This is a genomic window from Streptomyces sp. NPDC087859 (assembly GCF_044742595.1).
GTDB lineage: Bacteria > Actinomycetota > Actinomycetes > Streptomycetales > Streptomycetaceae > Streptomyces > Streptomyces canus_F.
Window position 1 is genome coordinate 42,005 of sequence record NZ_JBIUUU010000030.1, and the last position, 24,873, is coordinate 66,877.

A 24,873-nucleotide genomic window follows, 5' to 3' on the forward strand; every position below is an offset into this window, starting at 1 on the left:
GTCATCAACGGCGGCGCTGTCCGGGCAGGCGCCGGTTCGACAGGCCGAACCCGCGGCGGTCGCGGTGCCGGGACAGGACCTCCGCCGACAGCCGTTCGGTGACGTGACGGGGCCGCTGCCCGGGGTCGCGGCCCATCCGTTCGGCGATCCGGCCCAGCGCCGCGACGGCCCAGCGGGGATCGCCGAGGAACGCGTCGGGCCGCTCCCGGTTGTGGAGCCAGATGTTCACGCAGGCGACCGCCGCGAGCACCGCGGCGTAGCGCGCCGCCAGCCGCAGTGCCTCGGGCCGGGCGGCGACGGTGAGATCCCCGGGGGTCAGTGCGGCGCATTCCCGTCGTACGTCGGACTGTTCGGCCGCGATGACGAGAACCAACCGGCGCAGCTCGCCGTCCGGTTCGGATGAGTCGAGGACCGCCGAGAGCGAGGCGCTGAGGCTGTCCCGCCCGCCCGAGCTGATCGACAGCCGCTCGAAGGGCAGCGGCGGCAGGTCCGCGCCGAGGCGGAACACGTCGGCGGGCGGCTGGGTGCCGTCCAGCCATCCCTTGCGGGCCAGCCGAGGCAGCTGCGGCAGCACCGTGCTGAGGCAGGCCACGCGCGCGGTGTGGCCGAAGCCCGCCGGCGCCAGGTCGCGCAGGTGCTTCTGGAAGATCCCGTAGCCGCCGTCGCGGATGTAGAACTGGGCGCCCAGCACCCGCGACAGCGCGTCCATGGCGTCCATGAGCAGGGTGGTCACGAAGTACTTGGCGGCCGACGCGTACAGGCTGGTCTCGCCCGGGAGCAGATGCACCGAGCGTGCGGTCACGGTGGCCAGGCAGTCGCAGATCAGCAGGTCGGTGAAGGCGTCGGCGAGGATCGCGCCGATGTGCGGCATCCCGGCCAGCGGACGCCCGTACAGGACACGCTCGTCGGCGAACCGGGCGGCGACGTCGAGGCCGGTCTCCAGGATGCCCACCGTCATCGCCGGCAGTGCGGTGCGGGTGATCTGGAAGGAGCGCAGCGCCGTCTCCATGCCGAGCCCGGGGGCGCCCAGCGCCGCGTCCGCCGGGATCGGGCAGTCCCGGAACTCCAGTCCGCCGAGCTGGACCCCGCGCATGCCCGTGCTGCGGAAGCGCGGCAGGTGGACCGGCGCGCCTTCGGGCAGGTCCGCTTTCTCCACGAACAGCTGCGAGTGGCTGCGGCTGCCGGGCGCGGCCGATGTGCGCGCGAAGAGCACCATGGCCTCGGCGCGTTGGGCATTGGCGATCACTTCCTTGCGCCCGTTGAGCCGTAGCCGCCCGTCGTCGCCCGGCAGGGCCGAGAACTCGGCCCGCGCGACATCGTTGCCGTGCGCCAGCTCGTGGTAGCCGGAGACGACCCGGCCGCCCGACAGCAGCACCTCGGCCATCCTGCGGCGCTGCCGTTCGTCGCCCGCGGTCCAGACGTTGACCGCGGGGATGAGGCTGGCGGCTCCGTATCCGAGGCCCAGGCAGGGGTCGTGGCGGAAGACCGTCCGCATCACCTCGATGAGGTGGTCGAGCCTGGTCAGCCGTCCGCCGAGTTCGGGCGGGACGAATTCGGCGTTCAACCGGTAGTCGTCCAGCAGCTGTTCGCCCGCGGCGAGCATCTCGCCGGCCTCGTCGGCCGCCAGCACCGCGGCGTGGCCGGTCGGATTGCCCGGGTCCCAGGGGTCGCCGAACCGGTGTTCCAGGTCGTCGACGGTCTTGTCGTTCACGATGTGACCACCGAGGTCGGAGGGACGGCGGGACGGCCGGCCGCACGGGCGTCGAAGAGCCGGTCGAACACCTCGCCGTCGGTCGGCCGTCCCGGCGGGCGTACCGACCGCAGCACATGGGTGAGGACCGCTTCCAGCCACAACAGGTCCTCGCCGGGCGTGCGGTTGTGCAGCCACACTCTGAGGGCGGCCGCACCCGCGAAGCACTGCTCGTAGCGGCGCGCCAGCGCGAAGGCCTCCGGCGGTGCGTCCTGGGAGGCGGGCGGGCTCAGCGCCAGCTCGTCATGGAGCCGGTCGCAGCTGTCGGTGAGCTCCTCGGCCAGGTCGGCCACGCGGGCGGGCGCCCGACCTGCGGAGGCCAGCTCACGCAGTTCACCGCTCGCGGTGCGCAGGCTCTGCGTGAAGCTGCACCCGCCGCGCGCCAGCAGGCTCAGGCGGTCGAGCCGGGCCGGGGGCGGCGGGACCGACAGGTCGGCGGTACGGGCGAGGGCCTTCTCGTCGGCGGTGCCTTCCCGATGTCCGCGGGCCAGCACGGGGAAGTGGTTGATCAGGACGTGCTGGTTGACGAAGGTGCTGCCGTCGAAGATGCCGACGACGCGATGGTCGCGTTCGAGCTTCTGGAACGCGCCGTGCTCGTGGACCTCGGTGAGGAACGCGCGGGCGCCCAGCAGTTCGCCGCAAGCGGCGATCAGCTCGTCGACGCGGGTCGGGACGTACGACTTGGCCACCGCGGAGATGACGGTCATCTCCTGCGGCAGAGTGTGCACGCTGCGGGCCGCCAGCACGCTCACGATCTCTACGGCGTGGAGCGCGGCGTACGCCTCTCCCAGCACGCGGCGTACGTGGGGCAACTCGATCAGCCGACGGCCGTAGAGCTCGCGCCCCGCGGCGAACTCCTCGGCCAGCCGCACCGCCTGGTCGGCGGCGCCCAGCGACAGGGCCGTACAGGCGGTCCGGGTGAGCTGCAAGGCCTTGAGCACGATCTCCAGCCCCGCGCCCTGCTCGCCGATCAACGTGTCGGCCGGGAAGTGGCAGTCGTCCAGGGCGATCCCGCTGATGTCGGCGCCCCGGATGCCGTGCGTGGGCACCTTGGGCAGCGGCCTCCGGCGGTCCGCCGGGAGCCGTCGTTTGTCGGCCAGCAGCAGGCTGTAGCCGCGCGGCCCGCCCTCCGGCCGGGTGCGTACGAGAAGGCAGAGCAGCGTGCCGCGGGTGGCGTTGTTGATCAGCCACTTCTCGCCGGTCACGCGGAAGCCGCCCGGTTCCGGTGTGGCCGTCATCTCGCCGGCGAGCAGGTCGCTGCCGTGGCCGCGCTCGGTCAGGCCCCACGACACCGGCGCCCCCGCGATGATGTCGGCGCCGAGTTCGCGCGCCTGCTCCGGACGGCCGGCCAGCCACATGCAGACGCCCCCGAGGAACGTCTTGCCGTGCCCGATCGCGACGGTCAGGTCGCGGCGCGCCACCGCCCGCAGCGCCGCGACGAGTTCGTCGTAGCGGGTCAGCGCGCCACCGAACTCGGCGGGTACGTACAGGCGCGGCAGCCCCATCCGGTCGAGCTCCCGGCAGCTGTCGGCGGGGAACCGCTCGTCGCGGTCCAGCTCGGCGTTGCGGGCGTAGGAGAGGAGTGATGCGGGGTCGGTCGGATCACCGAGCGCGCGGTCGAAGCCGTCGAGGTCGACCCGGCCGGTGTCCATGAGCAGGTCGGTCACCGTCACGAGGCGTCACCGCCCGCCGCGTCGTCGAGCCGGGCGCGGACGGCCGGCGACAGTTCCGCATGCAGGATCTCCAGCTCGCCGCCGAGGAACCGCCGGCGCAGCAGCCGGCGCTGGATCTTGCCGCTGGTGGTCCGCGACACCGTGCCGGGAGGCACGAGCACGACGTTGTGGGCGGGCACCCCGACCTCCCGGCTGAGGCGGTCGCGGACACTCGCGACGGCGCGGGCCAGCTCGTCCGGCTCCGCCGGGCGGGCCCGGTACTCGCGGACGACCACGACCTCCTCGTCGGGGACCGGCACCGAGAAGGCCGCACCGACCCCGCCCTCCAGAGCCGGGTGGGCCTCCCGCGTCGCCGCCTCCAGGTCCTGCGGGTAGAGATTGCGGCCGCGGACGATGATCAGCTCCTTGCTGCGGCCCGTGACGTACAGCTCGCCCTCATGCAGGATTCCCAGGTCCCCGGTGCGCAGGAAGCCGCTCTCCCCGTCGGGCGTGACGGCGTCGAAGACGCGCCGGGTCTCCTCGGGCCGTCCCCAGTAGCCCCGGGCCACGTTCGGACCGCGTACCCAGATCTCGCCGACCCGGCCGTCCGGCAGCACCCGGCCCGCGTCGGCGTCGACGATCCGGACGTCGAGGTACTCGGCGGGGCCGCTGCTGACGATGCGGTGCGCGGCAGCACCGGTGGCCGGGGGCAGCAGCTCGCCGCGCTCGAACGCGGCGGCGTCCACCTCGGTCACCACGGCGCGGCGGGCGGGCCGGTCGCCGCAGACGACCAGGGTCGTCTCGGCCATGCCGTAGCCGGGGAGCATCGCCTCGGGTCGCAGCCCGGCGGCGGCGAACCGCCGGGTGAACGCCTCGACGGTGGCGGCCTGGACGGGCTCGGCGCCGTTGACCGCGCACCGCCAGCGCGAGAGGTCCAGGCGGGCCAGTTCGTCGTCGGTGATCCGCTGGAGGCACAGGTCGTAGGCGAAGTTCGGAGCGGGAGAGAAGTCGATGCCGTGCCGGTCGATCAGCGTCAGCCAGGTGTGCGGGCGCTTGAGGAAGGCCATCGGCGGCATCAGCACGCTGCGACCGCCCAGGACGAGGGGCGTGAGGAGCAGCCCGATCAGCCCGAAGTCGTGGTAAAGCGGCAGCCAGCCGCCCACCGGGCGGTCGGCGCTCATCCCGGAGATCGCCGCGAGGATCTCGGCGTTGGCCAGCAGGTTGGCGTGGTCGACCATGACGCCCTTGGGGGCGGCGGTGGACCCCGAGGTGTACTGGAGGAACGCCAGAGCGTGCGGGTCTGCCGGTGGCGGCCGCCACCTGCTCGCCGCGGGCAGCTCGTCCGCGGAGTCGGGTGCGAGCACGGTCATGCCCCGGAGTTCCTGTTCCTTGGCCCAGGACGCGAGCGCTTCCAGGTCCGTCCCCTCGGCCAGGGCGCCGACCGCTCCCGCGTCCCGGGCGATCGCGGCGAGCCGGCCCGCCTGCTTCCGCTGAGGGCCGTCGGGCGGCGGTGCGGGCACCGGGACCATGCCCGCGTACATGCAGCCCAGTAGCGACCGCGCGAACCCGGGCCCGGAGGGATGCAGTACCAGCAGGCGGTCGCCCACAGCGAACCGTTCCTGCAACAGCGCGGCGACCCGGCGGGCCGCCCGGTCCAGTTCGCCGTACGTCAGAGTCTCGTCGGCCTCGGCGCGGAGCGGGTCCGCGCTGAAGATCAGGGCCGTCCGGTCACCGTGCTCGTCCGCCCTCGTACGCATGAGTTCGGCGAAGGTCCTGTGCTCGTGCATGCGGTGTCAGCCTCCATCGGCGGGATGGTCTCGACGGCGGGACGTGGGGGCGACCGAGCGTCACCCGTGGGCGGCTCCCTCTCCTACCGGTCTGCGAGAGGGACCCATGTGACGGAAGGGACAGATGGGGCTGGGCATTGCCCCACCCTAAAGGTCATTCCGGCGCCGCCGGATGAGTAATTGGCAAGACTTGCCGGTGAGTTGAGGCTCAAGCCACTGCGGATCGTTCGATAAGAGGGCCGTTCGGTACTCCTCGGCAAAAGGGTGGGCAGAATGCGACAAGGCGAGCCGGGTATCCGCTGAGGTGAGCACGGCACAGGTTCTGACCTGGTCGGGACAGGGCCGTTCAGCGAAGGCGTAGAAAGGGTGCTTTGACCACATGACCGCACAGCATGGTCAGACGGCCGACAGGGCAACGACTGCGCCCCCGGTGACGACCGCGGCGGCGGCGCGGGAGTACGCGCGGTCGGTCGTACGGCAGCGTTGGGACTCGGCGTCCCGCACGGCACGCGAGGAGGATGTCGTCGATCTGCTTCTCGTCGTCTCGGAACTCGTCACCAACGCCATCCGCCACGGTGACGGGCTGGCGGCGTTCGAGGTCTCCCTCGCCCAGGACGGTGTCCGGCTCACCGTCCACGACAACAGCGACGCCGTGCCCGACGTCGCCTACGGCCGCGGCGAACTCCCCTCGGTGGGCCACGGCCAGGGGTACGGCTGGCCGCTCGTCATCCGCCTGGCGCGGGAGATCGTCATCGACCCGCGCCCCGGGGGCGGCAAGTCGATCAGCGTGCTGGTGCCGCTGCGCGCCCGGCCGTAACGCCCTCACCAGGGAAGAAAGACATGAATGTCCTTCCCGTCGTCCTTCTCGATGACGCTGACCTGGCTGCACAGCGTATGAATCAGATACCAGCCGACCCCGCCGTCTCGGTCGCGTCGGAAGGGACGCGGGGCCGGGGGTGTGCTGCTCGTGTCGTGGACGACGACATGCACGCCGTCGAAGGTCCTGCGGAGACCGACCTCGAAGGGGCCCGGCGCGTACTGGACCGCGTTCGCGGCCAGTTCCGTGACGACCAGGAGGATGTCGTCCCAGTGTTCCGGCGCGGAAGGCGGTGTCACCCGCGCGAGGCCGTCGAGGAACTCCTCCGCGTCGAGGCGGGCGTCCGTGACGTCGTGCAGATCGCCCGGATAGCGTGTGACCCGCTCCCGGACGGTCCCGGAGGCCGCACTTCGGTCCCGACTGTGCTCGGTTGTCATCTCGCCTTCCCCGCTCGGAGTCGCGCCGCGTCCTGACCGGCTCACCGGTCCCTGTGGTCTCTTGGTTTCCCACGAGCGTGAGGGCTACGCGTACCGGGAGCGGTCGGCCCGCCGTGGCGTGCCCGCGGATTCGGACGACCAGCGGGGTGTGACGGGTCACGACGTGGCTGACGGGCCCGTAGGGATCACTCTCCAGCACGCCCGTGGATGGACGCCGCTCGCGTCAGGCATGGCGACCCTGCCCGTGGCGGTCGGGGCCACCCTGTGCGCGCCGTGGTCCGGCCACCTGGTGGCGCTCCTCGGCCCACGACGCCCGCTCCTCCTCTCGGGCGGGTTCACCGCCGCCGGTGGTCTGTGCGTGGTGAATGTCGGTCAGGACACGAGCGTCCTGCTGATCCTGCTGGCCCACCTGCTCATCGGCATCGGGTTCGGCTTCGCCAACGCACCCATCACCAACACCGCGGTCAGCGGCCTGCCGCCATCCCGCGCCGGTGTGGCCGGGGCCATCACCTCCACCGCACGCCAGTTCGGCTCGGCGGTCGGTATCGCCGCCGCAGGGGGTCTGGTCGCAGGCGTCGGCCCCGCCGGCCTCGCCCATGCCACCCGTCCCGGATGGCTGCTCGTGACGGTCTGCGGACTGTTCCTCCTCATCGTGGCGCGAGCCGCCCACGGCTCCGGGAAAGCGTCACCGACGCCCTGACCCCGTACCGCTAGGTGACCCGGATGCCCACGACACACGTGTCGTCGTCCGTGTCGGACCTGCTGTGGGTGAGCAGACGGTCCAACTGCTGTTCAAGAGTGGGCTGCACGGTGCGCGCGGTCGTCAGCAGATGGGCCAGTGACTCCTCCATGGAACGGTCACGGCGTTCGATCAGGCCGTCCGTGTACATCAACAGGGTGTCGTCGGCGGCCAGCGCCATCTCGTGTTCCTCATACGTCGCCTCCGGCACGGCGCCGAGCAGCAGACCCTTGACCAAGGGCAGCGTCGTCGCCTCGCTGCCGCGCACCAGGACCGGCGGCAGATGGCCCGCCCTGGCCCAGCGCAGGTTGCGGCGGTCGGGATCATAGAGACCGCAGACCGCCGTGGCGGTGACGGCCCCGCTCAGATGGTGGGCCACCATGTTCAGCCAGGACAGCAGCTGCCCCGGCCCGGCACCGGTGACGGCGAGCCCGCGCAGCGCGTTGCGAAGGACGACCATGCTGGTGGCCGCCTCGATGCCGTGCCCGGCGACGTCCCCCACGCACAGCAGCACCAGCCCGGAGGGCAGCACGACGGCGTCGTACCAGTCGCCGCCGACCAACTGCTCCGTCTCGGCGGGCCGGTAGCGCACGGCCACGCGCAGCCCGGGTGCCTCGAGCGGTGCCTGCGCCGGCGGCATGATGGCGTGCTGCAACTGGAGGGTCAGACGGTGGCGTTCACTGGCCCGCTGCTCGGTGTGGGCGAGCTGGTCGCGGGTGGCCGCGAGCGCCACCTCCGTCCAGTGGTGGGCGGAGATGTCCTGATAGGCGCCCCGTACGAGATGCAGACGGCTGTCGGAGTCGAGCACCGGCTCGGCCGCCACCCGCAGATGCCGGGTCACGCCGTCGGGCCGCAGCAACCGGAAGGCGGTGGAGGCCGGCCGGTGGTGGTGCAGGAGGGTGCGCAGGAACCGGCCGATGGCGACCGCGTCGTCCGGGTGGGCGTGGGCGGCCAGATCCTCCAGCGAGATGGGACCACTGGAGACGGGCTGGCCGTAGAGGTGGTAGAGCTGGCTGTTCCAGGTGATCTCGTCGGTCAGCAGGTTCTCCTCGAAACCGCCGATGCGACCCAGCCGCTGGGCGTGCTGGAGCAGGTTGGCCAGGCGCGCGGTTTCGTCCTCTATCCGCCAGATGAGCAGCACGCTGCCGCCGTGCCGGCTGATGCTGACGTCGGCGACCGCCGCCAGCGGCACGTCGTCCAGCAACTCGGTGAGCCGCATACGGCGGGCGCGAAAAGGCTCCCCCGTGGCGTGCACGCGTTCGACCTGCTCGAACAGCCCGCTCTCGCCGGCGGCCATCGGATACGCCTCCAGCAGGAGGGCCCCGCCCACCACGCCCCGCGGCCGGCCCGCGGGGTCCAGGAAGCGGGCGTTGACGTGCTGGATGCGGAAGTCGACGAGCTCCCCCGCGGCATCGACGTGCGGGACCAGGACCAGGGCGGGGTCGTGGAGCCCGTCGGCCAGGTCCATCAGCTCGGCGGCGTCCGGCAGGACCCGGGGTCCCGAGGTGCCGTCGTCGCCGCCCCGTGGGTCGTACGACTCCAGGGTGTGGGAGCACAGCTCCGCCAGAGCCTCGACCTGACGGACGATCTGCGGGGGCTGGGGCTCCAGCCGGGCCGGCCAGACGATCTCCAGGACACCGTGGATGCGGCCCGCGGTGCCGGCCGGCACCGCGACCCGGCCGCCGTCGGGGTGCTGGTGTCGGCCGATGGAGGGCAGGCCCGTGTCGGACAGTCGGCCGATCCACTGGTCCGCGCGTTCCGAAAGACCCCGGCGCGCCACGGTCGCCACGCCCGGCGGCACGTACCGCCAGCGTCCTGCTTCCGCGGGGGAGAATCCGGCGCTGCCCGCAAGGGTGAGCGAACCGTCGGACCCCAGGGCCCAGATGGCCACGGCCACCGCGCCCAGCGGGGTCAGCGCATGGGCCAGCAGGGAGTCGGCGACGCTCTGCGCGTCCGGGGCGGCCAGTGCGGCACTCTCCGCGGAGCGCAGTTCCACGGCGGCCGCGCCCTGGTCCGGCCCGCCGAGCGCGCTGGTCCGGCCCGCCGCGGCCGCGAGAAAGGCGGTCGTCACTTCGGAGAGCCGGTCCCGCGAGGCCTGGTTGATCACCTCGACGGCGAACTCGAGCGGTGTCACACCCGCCTGTCCGGTCAGCTCGGCCAGCTGCCGGGCGGCCTGTGCCGGCCCGCACCCCAGACGCTCGACGAGGATGCCCTTGGCCAGTTCGATCAGGGCGCGTCCGTCCGCCTCCGCCTGTGCCTCGCGAACCTCCTGGCGCAGCCGTTCCACGGTCGCCGCGAGCCGGCCGACGGGCGTCTGCCGGGCGGCCACGTCCTCGCCGCCGGCCCCGGCCCCGGTCGGGTCCGCGCCGCTGCGGGCTCCGGGCAGCGAGGGGGAATCCGGCCCAGGGGACGGATCAGCGTCGGGCGCCGGGGCGCCGGCGCCTGCCGGATCGGGCGGCTGGTGAAGTCGGCTCACGATGAGGCTGTTCCTCGGTTCTAACATCCAGGGACGACACTTGGTCGGCGGGCAGGCGCGGCGGCATGACCTTCCGTCATGCGAGCAGCCGGCGTCGTACGCGGTCGATGAGGTCGTTGGCGTCGACGGGCTTGGTGACGTAGTCGTTCGCGCCCGAGGCGAGGCTCTTCTCCTGGTCGCCCGGCATGGCCTTGGCGGTGACGGCGATGATGGGCAGGTTCGCGTACTGGGGCATCCGGCGGATCTCCGCGGTGGCCGCGTACCCGTCCAGCTCCGGCATCATCACGTCCATCAGCACCAGTGAGATCTCCGGGTGGGCGAGCAGCATCTCGATGCCCTTGCGGCCGTTGTCGGCGTGCAGGACCTGGAAGCCGTGCAGCTCCAGCACCCCGCTCAGCGCGAAGAGGTTGCGCGCGTCGTCGTCGACCACGAGGACGGTACGGCCCCGGAAGGAGTCGTCCATCACCGGCTGGGCCGGCCGCGGGGACTCCTCCGCGTGCACGAGGGCCAGGACCTCGCCCGGTTCCTCGGCGGACAGGTGCAGCGTGATGTGTTCGCGCAGCTCGTCCAGGCTGGACAGGAAGTCCAGCGGACGGCCGCCCGCACGGGAGCGCAGCATCTGTTCCTGTGTCAGGTCCAGCCGGTGGCTGGTGTGGACGAGCACGGGCACGCTGGCCAGCGCCGGGTCACCCTGCATGGCTTCCAGCAGCTGCACACCCTCCTCGTCCGGCATGCCGAGCTCCAGCACGACGCAGTGGCAGGGTTCGGCGGCCAGCGTGCCGGCCGCCTCCTGGGCCCCGACGGCGGTGATGATGTCGATCGTCGCGCGCGGATCGTCCGGATCCGGCGCGAGGTCGGCGACGGCACGCTCGGCGACCAGGGTGAGCAGACCGCGCAGCCGCTCCTCGACCACGAGCAGGCGGCGCCTGCGCCGCTCGGGCGCCGCGGGGGACGCGAGCGGTGTCCCGGAGACGGCAGCGTCGTTCTGCTGTTCCAGCGGCCGGCCGCCGCCGAGCACCTCCTCGAAGTCGGCGCGGGCGACGGGCAGATAGAGCGTGAAGGTGCTGCCCTGGTCGGGTGTGCTGTCGACGGTGACGGCTCCGCCGAGCAGATGGGCGATCTCCCTCGTGATCGACAGACCCAGGCCGGTGCCGCCGTACTTGCGGCTGGTGGTCCCGTCCGCCTGCTGGAACGCCCCGAAGATCGTCTCCAGCTGCTGCTGCGGAATCCCGATGCCGGTGTCCTTCACCCGGAAGGCCACGACCGGGCCACCGCGATGGACGCCCGGGGGCACCTCCCGGTCCGCGGCGGGTTCGATACGCAGTTCCACGCCGCCCTGCTCGGTGAACTTCACCGCGTTCGACAGCAGGTTGCGCAGGATCTGACGCAGCCGGGAGTCGTCGGTGAGCAGGTCGGCGGGGGTGCCCGGCGCGGTGGCCACGGCGAAGTCCAGGCTCTTCTGCGTCGTCATCGGCCGGAACGTCGCCTCGACGTACTCCAGCAGTTTGCGCAGCGGGACGCGTTCGGGGGCGACGTCCATCTTGCCGGCCTCGACCTTCGACAGGTCGAGGATGTCGTTGATCAGCTGCAACAGGTCCGAGCCCGCCGAGTGGATGATGCCCGCGTACTCGACCTGCTTGTGGGTGAGGTTGCGCGAGGGGTTCTGGGCGAGCAGCTGGGCCAGGATCAGGAGGCTGTTGAGCGGGGTGCGCAGCTCGTGGCTCATGTTCGCCAGGAACTCCGACTTGTACTTGGACGCCAGCGCCAGCTGCTGGGCGCGGGTCTCCAGTTCCTGCCGGGCCTGCTCGATCTCCAGGTTCTTGGCCTCGATGTCACGGTTCTGCGAGGCCAGCAGCGAGGCCTTCTCCTCCAGTTCGGCGTTGGAGCGCTGCAGTTCCTCCTGCTGGATCTGCAACTCCTGCGAGCGGGACTGGAGTTCACCGGTCAGACGCTGGGACTCGTCCAGCAGCTCGTCGGTACGGGCGTTGGCCACGATGGTGTTGAGGTTGACGCCGATGGTCGGCATCAACTGGGTCAGGAAGTCCTGGTGGATCTGGGTGAAGCGGGTGACGGAGGCCAGCTCGATGACCCCGAGGACCTGGTCCTCGACCACGATCGGCAGCACCACCAAGGCACTGGGCACCGTCTGTCCGAGGCCGGAGGAGATGGTGACATAGCCCGGCGGCAGCTCCTCCACGGTGATGGCGCGGTGGTTGCGGGCGGCCTGCCCGACCAGCGAGCGCCCCACGGGGATACGGACGGGCCGTTCGGCGTCGTCGGGGTAGCCGTACGAGCCCACCAGCCGCAGCTCGTGACCGCGCTCGGTGTCCTCGGCCAGGTAGAAGGCTCCGTACTGGGCGGTCACGAGCGGCGCGAGCTCGTCCATGATCAGCTCGGCGACGACGGGCAGCTCCCGGTGGCCCTGCATCAGGCTGGAGATCCGGGCGAGGTTGGTCTTGAGCCAGTCCTGCTCCTGGTTGGCCCGGGTGGTCTCGCGCAGGGACTCCACCATGGAGTTGATGTTGTCCTTGAGGTCGGCGACCTCGCCGGAGGCCTCCACGGTGATCGAGCGGGTCAGGTCGCCCTCGGCGACGGCGCTGGTGACCTCGGCGATCGCGCGGACCTGCCGGGTGAGGTTCCCGGCCAGTTCGTTGACGTTCTCCGTCAGCCGCTTCCAGGTGCCCTCGACGCCCTCCACCTCGGCCTGTCCGCCGAGCCGGCCCTCGCTGCCGACCTCACGGGCGACCCGGGTGACCTCGGCGGCGAACGACGACAACTGGTCGACCATCGTGTTGATGGTGGTCTTCAGCTCCAGGATCTCGCCCCGGGCGTCGACGTCGATCTTCTTCGACAGATCGCCGTTGGCCACCGCCGTCGTCACCAGAGCGATGTTGCGGACCTGGCCGGTGAGGTTGTTGGCCATGGAGTTGACGTTGTCCGTCAGGTCCTTCCACGTGCCCGCCACGTTCGGCACGTGCGCCTGGCCCCCGAGCCGCCCCTCGGTACCGACCTCGCGGGCGACCCGGGTGACCTCGTCGGCGAACGCGGACAGCGTGTCGACCATGGTGTTGATGACGTCGGCCAGGGCGGCGACCTCCCCCTTGGCCTCGACGGTGATCTTCTGCGACAGGTCTCCGCGCGCGACGGCGGCGGCCACCTGGGCGATCGAGCGGACCTGACCGGTGAGATTCGACGCCATCACGTTGACGTTGTCCGTCAGGTCCTTCCAGGTCCCCGACACACCGCGGACGATCGCCTGGCCCCCGAGATTGCCCTCGGTGCCGACCTCTCGGGCGACCCGGGTGGCCTCGTCGGCGAACGCGGACAGCTGATCGACCATCGTGTTGATGGTGTTCTTCAGCTCGAGAATCTCACCCCGGGCATCCACGGTGATCTTCTGAGACAGATCCCCCTGCGCCACCGCGGTGGCCACCTGGGCGACATTGCGGACCTGGGACGTCAGGTTGCCCGCCATGAAGTTCACGGAGTCCGTGAGATCGCGCCAGGTGCCCTTGACGCCCTTCACATCCGCCTGCCCGCCCAGCCGCCCCTCGGTGCCGACCTCTCGGGCGACCCGGGTGACCTCGTCGGCAAACGCGGACAGCTGATCGACCATCGTGTTGATGGTGTTCTTCAGCTCGAGAATCTCACCCCGGGCATCCACGGTGATCTTCTGAGACAGATCCCCCTGCGCCACCGCGGTCGTCACCTGGGCGACATTACGGACCTGGGACGTCAGGTTGCCCGCCATGAAGTTCACGGAATCGGTCAGGTCGCGCCAGACACCGCCGACACCGGGCACCTGGGCCTGACCACCGAGGCGCCCCTCGCTGCCGACCTCACGGGCCACCCGGGTGACCTCGTCGGCGAACGCGGACAACTGGTCGACCATCGTGTTGACGGTCTCCTTCAGTTGCAGGATCTCGCCGCGCGCGGGCACGTCGATCTTCTGCGACAGGTCGCCCTTGGCCACCGCGGTCGCCACCTGGGCGATGTCGCGCACCTGCGTGGTCAGGTTGCCGGCCATGGCGTTGACCGAGTCGGTCAGATCGGCCCAGGTGCCCGAGACCCCCGGAACCTCCGCCTGGCCGCCCAGGGTCCCCTCGGTGCCCACCTCGCGCGCCACGCGCGTGACCTCGGACGTGAAGAGGGACAACTGATCGACCATGCCGTTGAAGACCGTGGCGATGTCACCGAGCAGGCCCTCGCCGTCGGACGGCAGCCGGGTGCCGAAGTCACCGTCACGGACGGCGGTCAGGCCGGCCAGCAGCTGCCGTAGCTCCTGCTCGCCCGGGGCCCGTTCCGCGGCCTCGATCGTCTTGCCGGTCATGCGCACCCTCGTTCCGCTCCCCAAGAGCCCTCACCCCGAGGACTCGGAACCGCGCCAGGCCGTGAGAGGCCTGCCCATCGCCCACGTTTCCGCTGTTCACGGACTGCGCACGATAAGGAAATGCGGTGAAGGCTAACGCAGTTGTCGGGCGACAACCAAAGTCTGGCGCAAGCCACCCACCCGCTCGAAAAATGCCGTACGGAAGTGGCATGACCGAGCCGCCCCGGGGCACTCGACAAAGTTCGGCTCCGACATCGCCCGTCATGGCCCGAGGGCATCCCGAACGGTCGGATAGCTGGCGACGAGGGTGTCGAGCCCGACGAGCTGCACCGTGCGCAGCACGGCGCCCCGCACCCCCACCAGCCGTAGCCATCCCCGCGCGGCCTGCGTGGCCTGATACGTGGCGACCAGGGCATTGACCCCACTGGAGTCCATGAACGTCACCCGGCTCAGATCGACGACGACCCGCTGCCCGGCGGCCGCGTCCGCCGGAGGCACGAAGCGGGTGAGAGCCGTCACACTCTGGTAGTCCACTTCACCGTGGAGGCTGAGGACGGTGACGCCCTCGACGTCAGACCGGACCACGGACAGCCGGCCCTGACCCACTGTTTCCTGGTTGTCTGCCACTCGTATCCTCTGCACGCTCGGGGGCTGAGCCACGTCTCCGTTTTTGCGAACGTTGCCCCGCTCCCCCGCCCGCGATGCGCGCAGATCAGCCATTCATAGGTTCGCGACACAGGAGTGATACGGGATTTACGGGGTATTCGCGCGCTCATGAACGGGGTATTGGAGATCGTCGGCAGGGAACCTGTCCCGCGCGAGGAGTGTTCCCGGATGCCGGATGACGCACCTGCCGAGATGACTGTGGCTCTTGACGGAGCCGTCGGCTGTATCGCCGACGCGAGGAGCAGCGCGTCCGAGTTCCTGACACGGGCCCAGCGCGAACACGGTCTACCGGTGTCGGCACGCACCATGGATCTGACGCAGCTGGTGGTCAGCGAGCTGGTCACCAACGCGCTCAAATACGCGCCCGGACCGGTGATGCTGCAGTTGCGCATCACCGGCGGCTCGGTGGAGATCACCGTGTGGGACACCGACCCGACGCTCCCGACGGCCCGCAGCGCCGACGCCGGGCGGGTGGGCCAGCACGGCCTGGAGATCGTGATGGCCGTGGTCCAGGGCTTCGAGGCGCACCGCGAGCCCGTCGGGAAGCGGATCACCGGCCGACTCGCGCTGCTCGACGATCCACTCCTGGATTTCGACGGCTGAAACGACGCTTACACCGACAACGGACGGACACGCTCCCTCACCTCGGGAGTGGGGGTGCCGATGCATCTGCATCCGGGAGAGACCGAGGCCGTCGGCTGGCGGGCGGTGCCCCTGCTCGACGCCGTCCGGCAGCTGCGCGACGCATCACCCGCCGTCACCGGACGTCCGCGGGTGGTCGCGATCGACGGCCGGGGCGGCGCCGGCAAGACGACCCTGGCCGAGCGGCTGCGCAGGGGCGTGCCCGGCTCCGCCGTCGTGCACACCGACGACATCGCCTGGAACCACGCCTGCTTCGACTGGGGCGCCGTACTCGTCGAAAACATCCTGCGGCCCTTGCACCGGGGGGAGGCGGTGGACTTCCGCCCTGACGCCTGGGTCGCCCACGACCGGCCCGGATCGATCACCGTCCCCGCCGGTGCGGACTTCGTCTGGGTCGAGGGCACCGGTGTCATCCGCGAAGAGCTGGCCCCATGGCTGGACGCCTCGGTGTGGATGCAGGGCGACCTCGACGAACAGAGGCGCTTGTTGACCGTCCGTGACGGCGACTCCCCCGGGCAGCGGGAACATGTGGCGGCCTGGCTGCTGGAGGAACTGCCGTTCGTGTCGCGCGAACAGCCCTGGGCCCGAGCCACCATGATCGTCGGCGGCCCTCCGCGGCTCGACCACGACCCGGGCACCGAGTTGGTCGTCGCTCCGCCGACCAGGGGCTAGGGCGGGGACAGTACGTTCACGGCCCCGGTCCGGGGTCCGGATGGACGGCCGATTCGATGCCGGCCCGGGCCGCTTCCAGCTGGGCGGCGAACGCGATGCCCAGGAACAGCGCGACGGCGGTGAGGTTGGCCCACAGCAGCAGGGCGATGAACGCGGTGAGCGGACCGTACACCGCTCCGAAGGCACCGCTTCCATCGACGTACAGGGCGAGCAGCCAGGTGGCCGACACCCACAGCAGGAGGTGCACGGCGGACCCGAACGCCAGCCAGGTGTAGCCGGGTTGGCGCCGGCGCGGCGACCAGCGGAAGATCACGGCGGAGGCCACCCAGGCCAGTACGAGCCCCACGGGGATGCAGAGCGCACCCCACCAGCGCGCCCCGCTCCCGTCCCAACCGGCGGTGTCCGCCACCGCTTCGCCCACCGCCCGGCCGGTGACCAGTACGACGAAACCCAGCATCAGGGGCAGGCCGGCGGCGAACGCGAGAACGATCGCCCGCGCGTACTTGTGCAGGAAGGGACGGTCCCGTTCGATGCCGTAGATACGGTTCGCGCCACGCTCGATCTGGCCCATGGCCGAGGCGAGGTTCAACAACGCGAAGCCGGTGCCGAGCCACAGAGCGAGGGTGCTCCAGACGTCGCCGTGCGCGGTGCGCCGTGCCCCGTCGAGGGCGTCCTCGACGATCTCGGCACTGGCGCCGGGCACGATCCGTCCGAGCGTGAGCTCGATGACCCGGCCCAGGCTCTCCGTGTGCACCGTCGTGGCCAGCCCGACCAATGCCACGGTGCACGGAACCAGCCCGAGCACCACCTGAAAGGCGAGGGCCCGCGCGTTGCTGAAACCGTCGGCGTAGCGGAAGCGGGCGACGGAGTCCGTCAGCAGCCGCAGACTCCCGTAGTGGCGCAGGGCGGTGAACGCCTCGTCCCCGGAGAGCTCCTCCCCGATCATGTCCCGGGTCTGCGGGACATGGACAGCGGTACCCATGGCGTGGACGCTCCTCGTCGTACGGCGGCTCTGTGCCCCAGCGCACCGTAGCCCCTCACTCCCACCTCGCACTCGACGGGGCTCCCGTGCCGGACCGGATCGCCGCGAACAGGGGACGGTGGGACGGGATGGCGATCACGGTGACAACGGCTGGGCGCCTCAGCCGCTCATGCTGCGCTGCCCTCTTCGCGTCCCGCCCTCGCCGGAGTGTGGGCCAGCGTCACCCGGCAGGTGGTCTTCGACGGATCGGTGACGGGTTCGCCCCATGCGATACGCCCGCCCGAGCGCAGTTCCTCGCACACGTCGGTCGGCAGAGCGACGTAGCAACCGCCCCTGCCACTGGCGGAGTCGACGGGGCGCCAGTAGCCGTAACGGATCCGTCCGCCGGCGTGGACGGTGACGAAGACGGGCGTGCGGGAGTCGGACACGATGCGCAGCACGTCGGCCGCGGGGGCGTCGAGCGGTGTCGTGGATCTGGGCGGGTGCAGAAGGGAGGCCGCCCGCAGGCGGGTGAAGTCCGTACGTGCCGTCCGTTCAGGCAGGTCGCGCTCTCTGCGGTGCGGGGCGTGGGAGGAGGTCGGGGGCATCGGTGCAGCCTTTCCAGGGCGGAGGAACGGACACCGTTCGCCTCGTTCAGGTCCAATGTTGATCTTGCTGGTCCGCATTCTGGCGCCTGCCACTGACAGTGCGGCACTGCGGCCCCGCGACCCGATCGCCCCGGGCCCCGCAGCACTGTTTCAGTGGCGCCGTCCCCGCAACTTGCCGAGCAGCCGCTGAGCCTGGGCCCGGCGGCGTGGATCGGCAGAGGCACGCCGGACCTGCTCCGCGGCGCGTCGTCCCTGCGGACTCCTGCTGAACTGCTTGATCTTGGCAAACATGCCTGGCACGACTGTCCTCCTCACACGGTCGGCGACAACTCCTCGGTGACAAGGAGTTCGTACGGACGCGGTTACCCCGCCCCGGCCGCCTCACCCCTGTCGGCATCGACGGCAGGAACGTGCCCTGCGGCACACAGGCTCCTGGCTCAGTCGTGCGGGGGTGGTGACGCGGCCGACTGCTCGGCTCTGGCGACGCGTTCCTCAAGGGCGCGGATACGGTCGTAGAGATCGACCAGCGTCACACCGTTGGCCACCACGCCGGGGCGCTGCCAGTGCCTCCGCACGAACTCCTCCCGGCTCTCCTGCGCCGAGTCATGGGACCCGGTCGAAGCCGCGGAGCCCGGTGCCCTCGCAGACCTGAGCTCGTCGGGCCCCAGCGAGGTCTTTTGCAGCCGCATCACGGCCATTCCGCCGAGCACGATCACCACGAGAGCGGCGACGGGTATCAGCAACGCCCAGCTGGCCGACATGAGAGCTCCCTTGTCCCTTGCACCAGCTCGACACTACCGGTCCTCGGCCCTCAGGCGTCAGTCGCGTGTGGCGCTCCCGCCGTGCGCGTCGGTGGCTTCAGCACAATGACGTTCCGACGCCCGACGTTGTGTCGCCGGTCCGCTCAACTCGCCTTCGTCTCCGGGTCTCCGTGCACCCCCGGTGTCTCCCCGTCCGTCCTGTGGGAGTCGCCCCCGGAGAGCCGCTTCTCGGGAAGCGCGAAGGACAGCACGAGACCGACGAGGAACAGCGGGACGAGGTAGCCGAAAACCGGAGTCAGAGCGTTCTGGTAGGCCGCGACCACGGCGTCCCGGACCTGGGTCGGCAGGGCATGAACCAGCGCGGGGGTCAGGGAGTTCGTGTCGCCGACCGTGTCGAGGCCGCTCGACGACAGCCGCGTGCTGAGCTGATCGGTGAGACGGCTGGTGAAGACCGCGCCGACTGCGGCGGTCCCGACCGTCGCGCCGATCTCGCGGAAGAAGTTGTTGGCCGCGGTCGCGGTGCCCACGTCCGCGGCCGGGAAGGCGTTCTGCACGGCCAGGACGAGGGTCTGGGACATGAGGCCGATGCCCACGCCCATCAGGAAGAGGTACCCGCAGAGCAGAGCGAGGGGGGTGTCCACATCGAGGGTGGAGAGCATCAGGGTCGTGATGGCGATGACGAGCGAGCCGGCGATCGGGTAGATCTTGTAGCGGCCGGTCCGGCTCATCCGATGGCCGACCGGCAGGCTCGCGCCCATCAGGCCGACCACCATCGGCAGCAGCAGCCAGCCGGACTGCGCGGCGGTGGCGCCGTAGACCATCTGCACGTACGTCGGCATGTAGCTGAGGACCGCGAACATCCCGACACCGATCACCATCATGCCGACGAGGGTGGCGATGACGAAGATCGGGCTGCGGAACAGGCGTAGCGGGATGATCGGTTCGGCCACGCGGCTCTGCGAGTAGACGAACAGCATCCAGGATCCGATGCCAGCACCGGCCAGGCCGAGGATGAGCGGGTCGCTCCAGGCGTAGTCGGTGCCGCCCCAGTCCGCGACCAGGACGGTGCAGGCGACGGCCACCGTCATGAGGGGGATGCCGATGTAGTCGATCGTGGCCTTGGCTGCCTTGCGCGGCAGGTGCAGCGCCACGGCACACACGGCGAGTGCGACCAGACCCACCGGCAGATTGATCCAGAAGCACCAGCGCCATCCGATGCTGTCGGTGAACCAACCGCCGAGCAGCGGGCCTACGACAGATGCCAGCGCGAAGATGACACCGATCGGAGCCATGCACTTCGCGCGCCGGCGGGGTGGGACCAGGTCGGCCACGATCGCCTGTGAGGTGATCATCAGCCCGCCGCCACCCAGGCCCTGGACGGCCCGGCCGATGATCAGCATCGCCATGTCCTGCGCGGATCCGGCGATCGCGGACCCTGCCAGGAAGATGACGATGCCGCCGGTGTAGAGCCTCTTACGGCCGAGCAGATCACCGAGGCGGCCGTAGACGGGCATCACGACCGTGGCGGCCAGAATGTAGGCCGTGGTCACCCACGCCATGTGTGTCACACCGTGCAGTTCGCCGACGATGGTGGGCAATGCGGTGCTGACGATGGTCTGGTCGAGCGAGGCGAGCAGCATCACGGCCATCAGCCCGGCGTATATGAGTCCGAACCGGCTCCGCCCGTCGGAGGAGTGCCGCTTTTCCTCCGGCGAGCGCGCCACGGAAAGGGAGTCACTCATCAGTTCTCCGGTTTTGGGAGAGGTGAGTTCAGAGCCCGGCGGATCTGTGACCGGCCGAGGCGGCGGGCACATCCCTCGGGCGCGTCCGCCTTCACCCTGATCTTCTCGAGGGCGATTCTGTCGAGCCGTGGTCACAGGCTGGTCGCGGCGCCGGAACGGGCGCAGAGGGGCGGTCGACGCCGGCACGACACTCGGAGGTGCCGGCGTCGACCGTGCCCGTCGCCGGCTCTCGGGACGCAGCCGGTGTCAACTCCCTGTTTTTGGGAGTCCGTTGGGCCCGACCGGGCACCGTCACGGGACGGGGTGACAACCACTCACGTGGAAATCGGGTCACGCAGGGTGCGGCACCGGGCCCGGGAGCTTGCCGTTGGCCGCCTGTGGAGGCGTCTTCCCGGGAGGGGGCGAACTGAGGGCGGCCATCATCGGCAGCGGCTCCAGCCCGAAGATGTCCCGACCGTTGATCTCCGCCATCGGGTCGATCCGGAACGCGCCGTGGGTCGCCAGCACGTGGATGTCCCGGACGAAGCGCTGGATCGGGTTGGAGAGGCCGACGGTCGAGGAACCCAGTGCGAGTTGCAGCCCGTCGATCACCTGGAGACAGGCGTGGATCTGATGGACGAAGTCCATCGTGATCTCCGGTTCCTCCGACGGGTGGAAGTCCTCGCCCGCCAGCGCGCGCCGGTCGATCTCGTCGGTCTGCCGCTCGATGACCGCCGCGGCCGTGTTGATGACGGCCCTCGCCTTGCCAGCCACGACCTGGGTCGAGGCCATATCGGCCATGGTCGGATACGGCAGGTTGAATGGCGGCCGCTTCGCCGCCTGCTCGACGAAGGCCTTGAAAGCACCCTCGGCCATGCCCAGGGCGAGCGCCGCGAACCCCGCCGTGGTGGCGACCATGGTTCCGATCGAGGAGTGCATGAATCCGAGTCCCTGGTACTTGCCGCGCAGGGCCTCCATGCGCCCGAGCATGTCCATGGTGTGGACGACCCGGTCCGTGGGGACGAACACCTCCTCGTCGGCCCGCACACTGTTGCTCGACGTGGCACTCAGGCCCATGACGTGCCAGTCGTCGACGATCGTGTACTGGTCCGGGGTGAGGAGTCCCATCGCACGACGCCGTTCTCCGGTGTCCGGGTCCTCGTACTCGAATCCGACCGAGGCCCACTTCGCGATCTTGCAGCCACTCCCGAAGGACCATTTCCCCTTCACCATGTAGCCGCTCTCGACCCTGCGTCCGTCGCCGACCTTCGGTGCGAAAACGGTGGCACCGAACAGGAGTGGTCCCTGCCAGGTCTTGACGTCGGCGAAGACCTCGTCCCTCACACGGTCGTTGAAGGTGAGCGCGCTTCGGGTCGCGCTGGAGACGATCACCGTCCAGCCGGCCGACGCGTCGACACGTCCGAGCTCACGTACGACCTCCACGGTGTCGCGTGCACCGGATGCGAACCCGCCCAGCTCCACCGGGACGGTGATGCGGAACACCCCGATCTCGTGCAGTACCGAGACCGTCTCGGGGGCGAGTGCGCCGTGGAGCTCACCCTCGCGGGCACGTTCGGCAAGGCCGGGCGCGGCCATGCGCACCGCGTCGCGCATCCGCCGTCCCTCCTCGCTGAGATAGGGAGATTCGGGAAACCTGCCCGCCTTGGGCGACGTCATTGTCATCTCAGTTCTCTTTCTTCGACCTTGGGCATCGCCGGCCGCGTTCATCACCGCGCACGCGCGGCGGCGGATTGCGATGCAGGGGGGAGCGCCTCGGCCCGACGGTGTCGACTACGGGCGGCCGGGTGTCGCGGGAACGATCTGTGACCGGGCCGGGCGCGCCGCTCAGTTCCCCGGCAGGGGCGCGGCCATCTTCCGGAACGCACTCCAGTGCTCGGCGAGCTTGCCGTCGCGTACACGGAAGACCGTCAGGATGTACCAGTCGTAGGTCTCGCCGGGGTTCGTCGGGTCCGGCGTCGGCGCTTTCATCATGACGCAGGCCAGCTCGCCCTCCACGGTCACGTTGACCACCGGCGGCGGAGTGCCGTTGCCGGTCGGGACGTGGCGGAAGTGCTCGATGGTGTTGTCCCGGCCGTTGCCGGGCGCGTTCGGGTCGTGCTGGACGTAGTCCTCGACGATGTAACGCTTCATCACGTCGACGACGTTCTCCTGCACGGTGTCGTCGCGGACCATGCGCGCGAGGTCCGCCTCGAAGTCGACCAGCAGGCGCTTGACGGCGGCCCGCTCGGGTGTGTCGGCCTGTGCGACGGCGGCCTTGTAGTCCTCGCGGTCGAACCAGGTCTCGTACAGCTCGGGATCGGTGATGTGCGCGATGCCGTCGATGATGCTGAAGTCGTTCATGTGCGGATGGGCTCCTTGTCTCGGGAGGAATCTGTTGAGGCGCGGCGGTCGGGGACGGCGTCGCCGATCGTGGCGAAGAGGGGCAGGCCCAGGAGCCGGCGCCCGTTCTCCTCCGCCGACGGGTCGATACGGATCACGCCGTGCGAGGTGAGTACGCGGGCGTCGCGGACGAACCGCTGGATCGGGTTCGACAGGCTCACGGTGGACGAGCCGATCGTCTTCTGCAGCAGGCTGATCGCGTCCTCGCACAGGTTCGCCGTGCAGGCGATGGCGAGGCTGATCCCGGACTCCTCCGGCGGGGTGAAGTCGAGGCCCTCCGCGGTCCGCGCGTCGATCTGGTCGGCTGCGTCCTCGATCGTCGCGGCGGCGACATTGATCATCGCGAGTGCCTTGCCCGCCACGACCTGGGCGGACGCCGTGGCGCCGATCGTGGGGTAAGGCAGGGTGACGGGCTTGCGCTTGTTCGCCTGCTCGGTGAAGCAGTCGAGCGCTGCCCGCGCCATGCCCAGGGTGATCGCGAGGTTTGCCGGAATCGCGCGGAGCAGCAGCGCCAGGGCTGATCGGGAAGCTAAGCGCCTGGTCGCCCAGCGGCGCCGCCCTCAACCCAGCGGAGGGCCAGGGGCGTTGACGCCGCGCTGGGGCACTGCGGCACCGACCATGGGGAAGGGCTCGAGCCCGAGGATGCGCCGGCCGTTCTGCTCGGCGAGCGGGTCGACGCGGATCGCGCCGTGCGAGGTGACCACGCGCGCGTCGCGCACGAAGCGCTGGATCGGGTTGGACAGCAGGATGGTCGAGGAACCAAGGGTCTTCTGGAGCAGGTTGATGGCGTCCTCGCACAGGTTCGCCGCGTACGCGAGCGCGAGACTGATCTCCGACTCCTCCTCGTCGGTGAACTCGAGGCCGGCCTCGGTGCGCGCGTCCACCTGGTCCGCGAAGCGTTCGATCGTCGACCCGGCGAGAACGATCATCGCCTGCGCGCGCCCGGTGGCCACCTGAGCCGAGGCCATGTCGGCGACGCTCGGGTAGGGCAGGGTGAACGGCTTGCGCTTGACCGCCTGCTCGGCGAAGCACGACAGTGCGCCACGGGCCATGCCCAGCGTGATCGCGGTGCTGCTCAGCGCCACAGTCATCAACAGCGCCCGACCGCTCTGCTTGAAGGCTGCGCCAGTGTAGTGGTGCCGGATCTGGTCGAGCCGCGGCGGGAACTCGGCGAGATCGAGGAAGCGGTAGTCGGGGACGAAGATCTCCTCGATGACCCGCAAGCTGTTGCTGGACGTTCCGGAGAGCCCCATCACATGCCAGTCGTCGAGGATCTCGAACTGCTCCCGCTCCAGCACCACCACGCCGCGGCCGGTGCCGCCGGCCTCCGCCGGGTCGAAGGCGACCCCGACCATCGCCCAGCGGGCGTGCTTGCAGCCGCTGCCGAACGCCCAACGGCCGCTCACCATCCAACCGCCGTCGACCTTGCGGGCGTCCCCCACGGTGGTCGCGAACACCGAGGCACCCACGAGGGCGGGACCCACCCAGCCCTCGACATCCTTGCGGATCTCCTCGATCAACTCCGGCTGGAGCCCGAGGAAGTTACGCAGCCCGACACCGACGAAGGCACTCCAGGCCGCCGAGCCGTCGCCCTCCCCCAGGGCCGCGACCACCTCGACCAGGTCCCGCGCGCCCAGAGCGGTGCCACCCCACTCGACCGGCATCGTCATCCGGTAGATGCCGGCCCCGTCGAGCGCCTTCAGCACATCCGGAGTCAACGCCCCGATCCGCTCCCCTTCGCTGGCCCGCTCCCGGATCAGCGGCCTGAGTTCGCGGATTCGATCGCGCAGCTCACGTCCGGCATCGGTCAGCCACGGCGATTCCACAGCCCCGAACTCCGGGGCGACGTGTTTGAACATCGTTTCTCCTCGCTGAGATTGAGCAAAAGACAATGAACTGATCTGTAAGTGGGGCGAGTTGGTAAAGGCACCTCTCAGGCGGGGACTGCCGACCTGTCGCCGTCGTCGAGCCGCCGGAAGCGGCTTCCGTGGAAGACCAGGGGTTCGGCCGACGGCAGCGTCCACAGGCGGTCGATCTCCAGCAGGGCGATGGTGTGGTCGCCCGCCGGGAGTTCGGCGCGGAGCGTGCAGGTGTACCAGGTGACCGCTCCAGGAAGGACCACCGCGCCTTCTCCGGTCGTCTCCCAGTGCACCTCCGCGAACCGGTTCTCCTCCGCACCTGCGAGGGCGCGGCACACCTCTCCCTGCTGCTCGCCCAGGACACTCAGGCCCAGACGGGGCAGCTGCCTGAGCTTCGGCCAGGTGCGGGACGAGGTCTGCATGCACACCGAGACGAGGGGCGGGGCCAGCGATACGGAGGTGAAGGAGCTCACCGCCATTCCGAGGGGGCGGTCGTCCACCATCGCGCACACCGCGATCACCCCGCTCGGGAAACGGCCGAACGCTTCTCGCAGAGCCTGCGCGTCCATCGGTGCCACCAGTGTGGGCTGCGACT

21 protein-coding genes are annotated in these 24,873 nt (G+C 70.5%); 4 read left to right on the forward strand and 17 right to left on the reverse strand.

The window, feature by feature from the left end; all coding sequences use genetic code 11:
• Positions 1-4: 4 nt before the first annotated feature.
• The 3 genes from ACIOHP_RS46235 to ACIOHP_RS46245 are packed head-to-tail and all read right to left on the reverse strand — an operon-like array spanning position 5 to position 5,189.
• The gene (locus tag ACIOHP_RS46235; RefSeq protein ID WP_401897294.1) at positions 5-1,711 is read right to left on the reverse strand and encodes an acyl-CoA dehydrogenase; all 1,707 of its coding nucleotides are present in this window, start codon (positions 1,709-1,711) and stop codon (positions 5-7) included.
• Complete coding sequence (locus ACIOHP_RS46240; RefSeq protein WP_401897295.1) at positions 1,708-3,423, reverse strand: acyl-CoA dehydrogenase family protein; 1,716 nt, start codon at positions 3,421-3,423, stop codon at positions 1,708-1,710. Before ACIOHP_RS46240 ends, ACIOHP_RS46235 begins: the two co-directional genes overlap by 4 nt.
• Positions 3,420-5,189: a fatty acyl-AMP ligase gene (locus ACIOHP_RS46245; protein ID WP_401897296.1), complete on the reverse strand. Its 1,770-nt coding sequence runs from the start codon at positions 5,187-5,189 to the stop codon at positions 3,420-3,422. The genes ACIOHP_RS46240 and ACIOHP_RS46245 overlap by 4 nt, the downstream gene beginning before the upstream one ends.
• A gap of 379 nt (positions 5,190-5,568) precedes the next feature.
• Here ACIOHP_RS46245 and ACIOHP_RS46250 point away from each other — a divergent pair, with 379 nt between their 5' ends.
• The gene (locus ACIOHP_RS46250; protein WP_401897298.1) at positions 5,569-6,006 is read left to right on the forward strand and encodes an ATP-binding protein; all 438 of its coding nucleotides are present in this window, start codon (positions 5,569-5,571) and stop codon (positions 6,004-6,006) included.
• Positions 6,007-6,011: 5 nt separating this feature from the next.
• Here ACIOHP_RS46250 and ACIOHP_RS46255 read toward each other — a convergent pair whose 3' ends face one another.
• Positions 6,012-6,443, reverse strand: a complete 432-nt coding sequence (locus tag ACIOHP_RS46255) for an ATP-binding protein (RefSeq protein ID WP_401897300.1) — start codon at positions 6,441-6,443, stop codon at positions 6,012-6,014.
• A 229-nt stretch (positions 6,444-6,672) separates the two neighbouring features.
• On the opposite strand from ACIOHP_RS46255, the gene ACIOHP_RS46260 reads away from it, so the two are divergent.
• Positions 6,673-7,143, forward strand: a complete 471-nt coding sequence (locus ACIOHP_RS46260; RefSeq protein ID WP_401897302.1) for an MFS transporter — start codon at positions 6,673-6,675, stop codon at positions 7,141-7,143.
• A gap of 10 nt (positions 7,144-7,153) precedes the next feature.
• Here the strand turns inward: ACIOHP_RS46260 and ACIOHP_RS46265 are convergent, their stop codons facing one another.
• The 3 genes from ACIOHP_RS46265 to ACIOHP_RS46275 all read right to left on the reverse strand — a co-directional run bounded on the left by ACIOHP_RS46265 (position 7,154) and on the right by ACIOHP_RS46275 (position 14,615).
• Positions 7,154-9,658: a SpoIIE family protein phosphatase gene (locus ACIOHP_RS46265; RefSeq protein ID WP_401897304.1), complete on the reverse strand. Its 2,505-nt coding sequence runs from the start codon at positions 9,656-9,658 to the stop codon at positions 7,154-7,156.
• 76 nt (positions 9,659-9,734) lie between these two features.
• Positions 9,735-13,988 carry a HAMP domain-containing protein gene (locus tag ACIOHP_RS46270; protein ID WP_401897306.1) on the reverse strand — a complete coding sequence of 1,418 codons (4,254 nt, stop codon included), beginning with the start codon at positions 13,986-13,988 and terminating at the stop codon, positions 9,735-9,737.
• A gap of 261 nt (positions 13,989-14,249) precedes the next feature.
• Positions 14,250-14,615 carry an STAS domain-containing protein gene (locus tag ACIOHP_RS46275; protein ID WP_401897309.1) on the reverse strand — a complete coding sequence of 122 codons (366 nt, stop codon included), beginning with the start codon at positions 14,613-14,615 and terminating at the stop codon, positions 14,250-14,252.
• 207 nt (positions 14,616-14,822) lie between these two features.
• On the opposite strand from ACIOHP_RS46275, the gene ACIOHP_RS46280 reads away from it, so the two are divergent.
• Together ACIOHP_RS46280 and ACIOHP_RS46285 are read left to right on the forward strand one after the other, a co-directional pair.
• Positions 14,823-15,257 carry an ATP-binding protein gene (locus ACIOHP_RS46280; RefSeq protein WP_401897310.1) on the forward strand — a complete coding sequence of 145 codons (435 nt, stop codon included), beginning with the start codon at positions 14,823-14,825 and terminating at the stop codon, positions 15,255-15,257.
• Between the two features lie 60 nt (positions 15,258-15,317).
• Entirely contained in the window at positions 15,318-15,968 is a 651-nt protein-coding gene (locus ACIOHP_RS46285) for a uridine kinase (RefSeq protein ID WP_401897311.1), read from the forward strand.
• 16 nt (positions 15,969-15,984) lie between these two features.
• Here ACIOHP_RS46285 and ACIOHP_RS46290 read toward each other — a convergent pair whose 3' ends face one another.
• The 10 genes from ACIOHP_RS46290 to ACIOHP_RS46335 all read right to left on the reverse strand — a co-directional run bounded on the left by ACIOHP_RS46290 (position 15,985) and on the right by ACIOHP_RS46335 (position 24,847).
• The gene (locus tag ACIOHP_RS46290; protein ID WP_401897313.1) at positions 15,985-16,950 is read right to left on the reverse strand and encodes a YihY/virulence factor BrkB family protein; all 966 of its coding nucleotides are present in this window, start codon (positions 16,948-16,950) and stop codon (positions 15,985-15,987) included.
• A gap of 167 nt (positions 16,951-17,117) precedes the next feature.
• The gene (locus tag ACIOHP_RS46295; protein ID WP_361555986.1) at positions 17,118-17,537 is read right to left on the reverse strand and encodes a hypothetical protein; all 420 of its coding nucleotides are present in this window, start codon (positions 17,535-17,537) and stop codon (positions 17,118-17,120) included.
• Positions 17,538-17,687: 150 nt separating this feature from the next.
• A complete protein-coding gene (locus ACIOHP_RS46300; protein WP_361555983.1) occupies positions 17,688-17,837 on the reverse strand; it encodes a hypothetical protein in 150 nt (49 codons plus the stop codon).
• 137 nt (positions 17,838-17,974) lie between these two features.
• The gene (locus tag ACIOHP_RS46305) at positions 17,975-18,298 is read right to left on the reverse strand and encodes a hypothetical protein (protein ID WP_401897315.1); all 324 of its coding nucleotides are present in this window, start codon (positions 18,296-18,298) and stop codon (positions 17,975-17,977) included.
• Between the two features lie 143 nt (positions 18,299-18,441).
• The gene (locus tag ACIOHP_RS46310) at positions 18,442-20,040 is read right to left on the reverse strand and encodes an MDR family MFS transporter (protein ID WP_401897318.1); all 1,599 of its coding nucleotides are present in this window, start codon (positions 20,038-20,040) and stop codon (positions 18,442-18,444) included.
• A 330-nt stretch (positions 20,041-20,370) separates the two neighbouring features.
• Positions 20,371-21,702 (reverse strand): acyl-CoA dehydrogenase family protein, encoded by a 1,332-nt coding sequence (locus tag ACIOHP_RS46315; RefSeq protein WP_401897320.1) that lies wholly within the window; start codon positions 21,700-21,702, stop codon positions 20,371-20,373.
• A 162-nt stretch (positions 21,703-21,864) separates the two neighbouring features.
• On the reverse strand, positions 21,865-22,380 hold the full coding sequence (locus tag ACIOHP_RS46320) for a nuclear transport factor 2 family protein (protein WP_401897321.1): 516 nt from the start codon (positions 22,378-22,380) through the stop codon (positions 21,865-21,867).
• The gene (locus ACIOHP_RS46325; protein ID WP_401897385.1) at positions 22,377-22,934 is read right to left on the reverse strand and encodes an acyl-CoA dehydrogenase family protein; all 558 of its coding nucleotides are present in this window, start codon (positions 22,932-22,934) and stop codon (positions 22,377-22,379) included. Before ACIOHP_RS46325 ends, ACIOHP_RS46320 begins: the two co-directional genes overlap by 4 nt.
• 45 nt (positions 22,935-22,979) lie before the next feature.
• Complete coding sequence (locus tag ACIOHP_RS46330) at positions 22,980-24,278, reverse strand: acyl-CoA dehydrogenase family protein (protein WP_401897323.1); 1,299 nt, start codon at positions 24,276-24,278, stop codon at positions 22,980-22,982.
• A gap of 74 nt (positions 24,279-24,352) precedes the next feature.
• Positions 24,353-24,847: a flavin reductase family protein gene (locus tag ACIOHP_RS46335; RefSeq protein WP_401897324.1), complete on the reverse strand. Its 495-nt coding sequence runs from the start codon at positions 24,845-24,847 to the stop codon at positions 24,353-24,355.
• Positions 24,848-24,873 lie beyond the last annotated feature (26 nt).